Source organism: Comamonas sp. GCA5, assembly GCF_036541385.1.
In the GTDB taxonomy this organism is placed as follows: domain Bacteria; phylum Pseudomonadota; class Gammaproteobacteria; order Burkholderiales; family Burkholderiaceae_C; genus Comamonas; species Comamonas aquatica.
The window spans coordinates 20,158-27,774 of the sequence record NZ_JAZHFR010000045.1; the positions used below are offsets into that span (position 1 = coordinate 20,158).

Annotated in this window: 5 protein-coding genes and 1 pseudogene; 5 read left to right on the forward strand and 1 reads right to left on the reverse strand. The window is 65.9% G+C overall.

Annotation, left to right across the window (positions count from 1 at the left end):
• Positions 1-28: 28 nt before the first annotated feature.
• Positions 29-1,150 carry a tRNA 2-thiouridine(34) synthase MnmA gene (gene mnmA / locus SJH88_RS11800; RefSeq protein ID WP_210929779.1) on the forward strand — a complete coding sequence of 374 codons (1,122 nt, stop codon included), beginning with the start codon at positions 29-31 and terminating at the stop codon, positions 1,148-1,150.
• A gap of 155 nt (positions 1,151-1,305) precedes the next feature.
• On the opposite strand, the gene SJH88_RS11805 is transcribed toward mnmA, so the two are convergent.
• Positions 1,306-1,593: a hypothetical protein gene (locus SJH88_RS11805; protein ID WP_042415834.1), complete on the reverse strand. Its 288-nt coding sequence runs from the start codon at positions 1,591-1,593 to the stop codon at positions 1,306-1,308.
• Between the two features lie 98 nt (positions 1,594-1,691).
• Here SJH88_RS11805 and SJH88_RS11810 point away from each other — a divergent pair.
• The 4 genes and pseudogenes from SJH88_RS11810 to gshA all read left to right on the forward strand — a co-directional run bounded on the left by SJH88_RS11810 (position 1,692) and on the right by gshA (position 7,372).
• A pseudogene (locus SJH88_RS11810) lies at positions 1,692-2,971 on the forward strand (glutamate-5-semialdehyde dehydrogenase).
• 69 nt (positions 2,972-3,040) lie between these two features.
• A complete protein-coding gene (trkA, locus tag SJH88_RS11815) occupies positions 3,041-4,498 on the forward strand; it encodes a Trk system potassium transporter TrkA (protein ID WP_260674413.1) in 1,458 nt (485 codons plus the stop codon).
• A 16-nt stretch (positions 4,499-4,514) separates the two neighbouring features.
• The gene (locus SJH88_RS11820; protein WP_274754590.1) at positions 4,515-5,981 is read left to right on the forward strand and encodes a TrkH family potassium uptake protein; all 1,467 of its coding nucleotides are present in this window, start codon (positions 4,515-4,517) and stop codon (positions 5,979-5,981) included.
• A gap of 95 nt (positions 5,982-6,076) precedes the next feature.
• Positions 6,077-7,372 (forward strand): glutamate--cysteine ligase, encoded by a 1,296-nt coding sequence (gene gshA / locus SJH88_RS11825; RefSeq protein ID WP_274754591.1) that lies wholly within the window; start codon positions 6,077-6,079, stop codon positions 7,370-7,372.
• Positions 7,373-7,617 lie beyond the last annotated feature (245 nt).

The following is a 7,617-nucleotide window of genomic DNA, read 5'->3' on the forward strand; positions in this document are numbered from 1 at the left end:
TCCGCCCACCTCCGGGGATAATTTCGCTATGACTAAGCACAGAGTGGTCGTCGGCCTGTCCGGCGGCGTGGATTCGGCGGTGACCGCCTATTTGCTCAAGCAGCAGGGCCACGACGTGGTCGGCATCTTCATGAAGAACTGGGAAGATGACGACGACAGCGAGTTCTGCTCCAGCCGCCAGGACTTCCTGGACGCGGCCAGCGTGGCCGATGTGATCGGCATCGAGATCGAGCACGTCAACTTTGCCGCCGAGTACAAGGACCGCGTCTTCGCCGAGTTCCTGCGCGAGTACGAGTCCGGGCGCACGCCCAACCCCGATGTGCTGTGCAACGCCGAGATCAAGTTCAAGGCCTTCCTGGACCACGCCATGCGCTTGGGGGCGGAAAAGATCGCCACCGGCCACTACGCCCGCGTGCGCCAGAACGCCACGACCGGCCTGTTCGAGCTGCTCAAGGGCCTGGATCCGTCCAAGGACCAGAGCTACTTCCTGCACCGCCTGAACCAGGCCCAGCTGTCCAAGACGCTGTTCCCCGTGGGCGAGCTGCACAAGACCGAAGTGCGCCGCATCGCCGAGGAAATCGGCCTGCCCAACGCCAAGAAGAAGGACTCCACCGGCATCTGCTTCATTGGCGAGCGGCCGTTCCGCGACTTCCTGAACCGCTACATCAGCAAGGAACCCGGTCCCATCCTGGACGATCGCAACCGCAAGCTGGGCAAGCACGTGGGCCTGAGCTTCTACACCCTGGGCCAGCGCTCGGGCCTGGGCATCGGCGGTGTCAAGGACAAGGGCGCGGCGCGCGGCGCGGGCGACCATGCCCCCTGGTTCGTGGCCGCCAAGGAGGTGGAGAAAAACATCCTGCGCGTGGTGCAGGGTCATGACCACCCGCTGCTGCTGTCGCACCGCCTGGACGCGGACAACGCCAGCTGGGTGGCCGGCCATGCGCCCGCGCCCGGTACCTATGGCTCCAAGACCCGCTACCGCCAGCCCGATTCGCCGGCCGTCCTGGGTGCCTGCCCCAGCGCCACACAGTTCCGCCTGGACTTTCCCGAGGCGCAATGGGCTGTCACGCCCGGCCAGTCGGCCGTGCTGTACGACGGCGAGGTCTGCCTCGGTGGCGGCATGATCGCTGCCGTCGACCCCCAGGACTGAGGCCGGCGCCACGGCGGGCCGCGGAGCCGGTCACGCCTCCACCCCAGGCCAACCCCAGGCCAAAACTAGGCACGCTAGCGTGCCTTTTTTTGCGCACCAAATCTGGATCAAATCATGCGCTAGCGCGCATACAGTCTGCGCAGACTGCTATGGAATCAGTCGACCAGTTGGGCGCGGGCCTTGGCCATCCAGCCGTGCAGGTGGGTGTGCAGGTCGCTCTGGCTGAAGGAGCAGCTTTCCTCGGTGAACAGGGCGCTGGACTCCAGCCGGTCCAGCAGTTGCAGCAGCACCGGGCCGTAGCGCTCGGGCAGGGCCGCCAGCAGGGCATGGGCGGCGCGCGCCTGGTCGTTGAGCTGTGCGGCGCTGAGGCTGCCGTCCTCCAGGCGCAGCAGGGCGTCGTCCAGGGCCTGCAGCTGCAGCAGGGCGTCGGTGTGGGCGGTCATGGCCGTTCTCCTCGGTGGCGGGGTGTTGGCATGCAGTGTAGGGCGCGGCAGACAGCCCTGTCACCGCACAGACCTCGCTTCTCGGCGAGAATCTGGGCATGAACGCGCTGAACATTGCCGAAACCATGCAAACCATGGGTTTGCAAGCAAAAGTGGCTGCAGCCCAGATGGCACGGGCGAATGCTGCTACCAAAAGCAAGGCCTTGCTGGCCTTGGCACGCCTGCTGCGCGACAACGTCGCGGCGCTGCAGGTGGACACGCCCGGGACCTGGAGCGGGCCGTGGCGAATGGCCTGTCCGACCCGATGGTCGACCGCCTGCGCCTGACGCCCAAGGTGCTGGAGACCTGCGCCCAGGGTTGCGAGCAGCTGGCCCACATGCCGGATGTGATCGGCGAGATCTCGGGCATGAAGCAGCAGCCCAGCGGCATCCGCGTCGGCCAGATGCGCGTGCCCATCGGCGTGTTCGGCATGATTTACGAAAGCCGCCCGAACGTGACCATCGAGGCCGCCAGCCTGTCCATCAAGAGCGGCAATGCCTGCATTTTGCGCGGCGGCTCCGAGGCCATCGACTCCAACAAGGCCCTGGCCCGCCTGGTGGCCCAGGCCATGGCCGAAGCCGGCCTGCCCGAGCACGGCGTGCAGCTGGTGCAGACCACGGACCGCGAGGCCGTAGGCCAGCTGATCGCCATGCCTGCCTATGTGGACGTCATCATTCCGCGCGGCGGCAAGGGCCTGATCGAGCGCATCAGCCGCGACGCCAAGGTGCCGGTGATCAAGCACCTGGACGGCAACTGCCACACCTATGTGGACGACCCATGCGACATCGAGCTGGCCGTCAAGGTGACCGACAACGCCAAGACCCAGAAGTACAGCCCCTGCAACGCCACCGAAAGCCTGCTGGTGGCGCGCGGCGTGGCCCAGGAGTTCCTGCCCAAGATCGGCGCCATCTTTGCCGCCAAGGGCGTGGAGATGCGCGGCTGCCCCGAAGCCCTGGCCATCCTGCGCCAGGTCGCCGGCGCCCAGCTGGCCGAGGCCACCGAGGCCGACTGGAGCGAGGAATACCTGGCCCCCATCATCAGCGTGAAGGTGGTGGACGGCCTGGACGCCGCCATCGCCCACATCAACCGCTACTCCAGCGGCCACACCGAGGCCATCCTGACGCGCGACCACGTGCACGCCCAGCGCTTTCTGCGCGAGGTCGACTCGGCCAGCGTCATGGTCAATGCCAGCACCCGTTTTGCCGACGGCTTCGAGTACGGCCTGGGCGCAGAAATTGGCATCAGCACCGACAAGTTCCATGCGCGCGGTCCGGTGGGCATCGAGGGTCTGACCTCGCTCAAATACATCGTGCTGGGCGAAGGCGACGTGCGCAGCTGAAGACCGCAGGCCGGACGGCGGCAGTCGGCCGCGCGGCCTGGGCAGGCGCCTGCATCACAAGGACAGGGCATGAAGATCATCATCTTGGGGGCGGGCCGGGTCGGCTACAGCGTGGCGGAGAGCCTGGTCTCCGAGCGCAATGACATCACCGTCATCGACACCGATGCCCAGCGCCTGCAGGAGCTGCAGGACCGGTTCGATCTGCGCGGGGTCGTGGGCAACGGCATCGACGTGCAGGTGCTGGCCGAGGCCGGCGCCGCCGACACCGACCTGCTGATCGCCTGCGCGGCCCAGGACGAAACCAACCTGGTCTGCTGCAAGATCGCTCACATGGTGTTCGGTGTGCGCACCCGCGTGGCGCGCGTGCGGGCGGCGGGCTTTGATGTGTCGCAGCCGCTGCTGGGCCCCGAGGGCTTTGCGGTGGACACCATCATCTGCCCCGAAGCCTCGGTGATGCGCTACATCCTGAAGCTCATCGAGTACCCCGATGCCCTGCAGGTGCGCGAGTTCGCCGGCGGGCGCGCCTGCCTGTCCTCGGTGCGCGCGCGGCTGGGGGCCCCGGGCGTGGGCATGCGCATCGGCGACGTGCGCATGCACCACCCGGAGCTGGCGATGCGCATCGTGGCCATCTACCGGCGCTTTGCCGACGAGCCCGACCGCTTCGTGCGCTGCGACGGCAGCACCCGCATCGAGCCGGGCGACGAAGTCTTCGTGCTGGCCGCCAGCGAGCATCTGCAGCAGATGCTGAATGTCTTTCACCGCCCCAGCGGCCAGCCGGCGCGGGCAGTGCGTCGCATTTTGATAGCAGGCGGCGATCCGGTCAGCCTGCACCTGGCCCAGGCCCTGGCGACCGAGCCGGGGCGCTTCATCGTCAAGATCATCGAAAGCGACCCGCGCCGCTGCGAGGTGCTGGCGGCGGCCCTGCCCAGCGAGGTGCTGGTGCTGCAGGGCAACCCCACGGATGAGGACCTGTTCGCCGACGAGAGCGTGGAGGAGACAGACCTGTTCCTGGCGCTCACCGAGGACGACGAGAACAACATCATGGCCAGCCTGCTGGCCAAGCGCATGGGCGCCAGCCGCGTGCTGGCGCTGATCAACCGGCGCAGCTATGCCGACCTGATGCACGGCACGCAGATCGACATCGCGCTGTCGCCCGCGCAGGCCATGCTGGGCGAGTTCCTGGCCCATGTGCGCAAGGGCGACGTGCAGGCCGTGCACAGCCTGCGCCGCGGCGTGGCCGAGGCGCTGGAGATCGTGGCGCGCGGCGATCGCAAGAGTTCCAAGGTGGTGGGGCGCCCGGTGGAGGCGCTGAAGCTGCCGCCCGAGGTGCACATCGGCCTGATCATCCGCGGCCTGCCGGACACCGAGGACATCCAGGCCCAGGCCGAAGGGGTGGAGCCCGAGGTCATCATCCCGCACAGCCACACCGTGATCGAGAGCAACGACCACGTGGTCTTCTTCCTGCCCAACAAGCGTTTGGTGCAGGAGGTGGAGCGGCTGTTCCGCGTCAGCGCCACGTTCTTCTAACGCGCAGGAGCGCTGCATGCAAGACCTGTTTCCCGTACTGCGCGTGTTGGGCGTGCTGCTGGTGTTCTTCGCCCTCGGCATGACGGTGCCGCTGGCGGCCTCCTGGTGGCTGCAGGATGGGGTCTGGCCCGCCTGGCCGGCCGCCATGGCGACCACGGCGCTGGCCGGGCTGCTGCTGTGGTTCTGCATGCGCCACCACAAGCGCGAGCTGCAGCCGCGCCACGGCGTGATCCTGGTGACCCTGGTGTGGGTCTGCCTGCCGCTGTCGGCGGCCCTGCCGATGATGGCGGTCTACCACCTGCTGGGGCGCGAGCTGCCTTTCACCTATGCCTATTTCGAGGCTGTGTCCGGGCTGACCACGGCGGGCTCGTCCGTGCTGTCCAACCTGGACGAGCTGCCGGTGTCGCTCAACATCTGGCGCACCTTCCTGCAGTGGGTGGGCGGCATGGGGATCCTGATCCTGGCCGTGGCCATCATGCCGCTGCTGGGCGTGGGCGGCAGCCAGATGTTCCGCGCCGAGGCGGCCGGCCCGGTCAAGGACACCAAGCTGACGCCACGCATCACCGGCACGGCCAAGGGCCTGTGGGGGGTGTACGCGGTGTTCTCCGTGTCCTGCATGCTGGCTTTCTGGCTGGGGGGGATGGAGCCGCTGGACGCGCTGATGCACATGTTCACCACGGTGAGCCTGGGCGGGCTGTCGTCGCACGACGCCAGCTTCGGCCATTTCCAGTCACCGCTGCTGGAGGCCATCGCCTTCGTCTTCATGGTGGCGGCCAGTTGCAATTTCGCGCTGTACTTCGTGGCCATGCGCAAGGGCAACTGGCAGGGCTTCTGGCGCGACCCCGAGATGCGCGCCACGGTCGGCGTGCTGCTGGGCAGCAGCGTGCTGGTGTCGCTGCTGCTGTGGGGCAAGGGCGTGTACGGCCCGCTGGAGGCCTTCCGCTACGGCATGTTCAACACCGTCTCGGTGGCCACCACCACGGGCTTTGCCACGGTCGACTACCTGAGCTGGCCGGTGTTCGCCCCGTTCTTCATGCTGTTCCTGTCGGGCATGGCCACCAGCGCGGGCTCGACCGGCGGGGGCATCAAGATGATGCGCATGCTGATTCTGTTCAGCCAGGCGCGGCGTGAGCTGACACGGCTGGTGCACCCGCGCGCCGTACAACCGGTGGTGCTGGGTGGGCGCGTCGTGGATAACCGCATGATTTTTGCCGTTCTGGCGTTTATGCTGGTGTATGGCGGCACGATTGTGCTGCTGAGCATGGTGATGATGCTGACAGACCTGGATCCCATCACGGCTTTTTCGGCCGTGGTGGCCAGCGTGCACTGCCTGGGGCCGGGGTTGGGTAGCATCGGACCGGCCTCTTCGTACGCGGGGCTGACGGACTTTCAGATCTGGGTCTGCACGCTCGGTATGCTGTTGGGGCGCTTGGAGATTTTGAGCTTTCTCGCACTGCTGACCCCTGCATTCTGGCGCCGGTGAGTGAGCACCTGCGTATGATTCAGTGCATAAGGGTAAACACTTAAGTTTGCAGCGATTACCTACAATTACATAACCACCGTCGTTCGAGGACATACATGGTTCCACATCTCATCACCGCTTTGACCGGGCCGATCAACGAGCTTGAGCAGCGCATCATCGACTCCATGCCAGCCATCGAGCGCTGGTTCCGCCTGGAGTGGATGGAGCACACGCCGCCCTTCTACAGCTCGGTGGACATCCGCAATTCCGGTTTCAAGCTGGCCCCTGTGGACACCAACCTGTTTCCCGGCAACTGGAACAATCTGACCGACCAGATGCTGCCCCTGGCGGTGCAGGCCACCATGGCTGCGATCGAGAAGATCTGCCCCGAGGCGCGCAACCTCCTGATCATTCCGGAGAACCACAACCGCAACCCCTCCTACCTGATGAACCTGGCGCAGCTGCAGCGCATCTTCAAGATGGCGGGGCTGAATGCGCGCCTGGGCTCCATCAGTCCGGACATCAAGAAGCCCACCGAGCTGAAGCTGCCCAACGGCGAGAGCGTGCTGCTGGAGCCGGTGATCCGCACCAAGCGCCGCATCGGCCTGAAGTACTTCGACCCCTGCACCATCCTGCTGAACAACGACCTGTCGGCCGGCGCGCCGGGCATCCTGGAAGAGCTGTACGAGCAGTACCTGCTGCCTCCTTTGCACGCGGGCTGGAGCGTGCGCCGCAAGAGCCGCCATTTCCAGAGCTACGAAGAGGTGGCCAAGCGCTTTGGCAAGCTGCTGGGCATTGACCACTGGCTGATCAACCCCCTGTTCGCCAAGGTGGAGCAGCTGGACTTCAACGAAGGCGCGGGCCTGGACAACCTGGCCACCCAGGTGGATGCGCTGCTGACCAAGGTGCGCCGCAAGTACAAGGAATACGGCATCAAGGAAAAGCCCTTCGCCATCGTCAAGGCCGACAACGGCACCTATGGCATGGGCGTGATGACGGTGCGCGACGCCAAGGAGCTGGACGACCTGACCAAGAAGGCGCGCAACAAGATGGGCATCATCAAGGATGGCCTGTCGGTGCAGGACTTCATCATCCAGGAAGGCGTGCAGACCTCGGAGCGCATGAACGACGCCGTGGCCGAGCCCGTGGTCTACACCCTGGACCGTTATGTGGTTGGCGGCTTCTACCGCATGCACCCCGAGCGCGGCATCGACGAGAACCTGAACGCCCCCGGCTCCAGCTACGTGCCGCTGGCGTTCGCGCACAGCACCCACATGCCCCAGCCCGGCATGCACCCCGGTGCCAGCGCGCCCAACCGCTTCTACATGTACGGCGTCATCGCGCGCCTGGCCATGCTGGCCGCCAGCTACGAGCTGGAAGCCACCAACCCCGACGCCGAGGTCTACGACTGAGGCCCTGGGCAGGACACGACCGTGGTGTAAAAAGAAGAGCTGCCAGCGCTGGTTTTTCAAGGAATGCAGATGGAAATCTATTGAAAATCCTTGTAAAGCAAGCGCAATCAGCTTCTGTTTTCTAAGAACGTGTTTACGATCCTTCTATGACTCGACAATAGCCGAGTGAAGAGAAAGCCCTACGCCAGCGACGTCAGCAGAGAGAAGTTTGCGCAGATCGAGCCGCTGCTGCGCAGCGTGCGGCG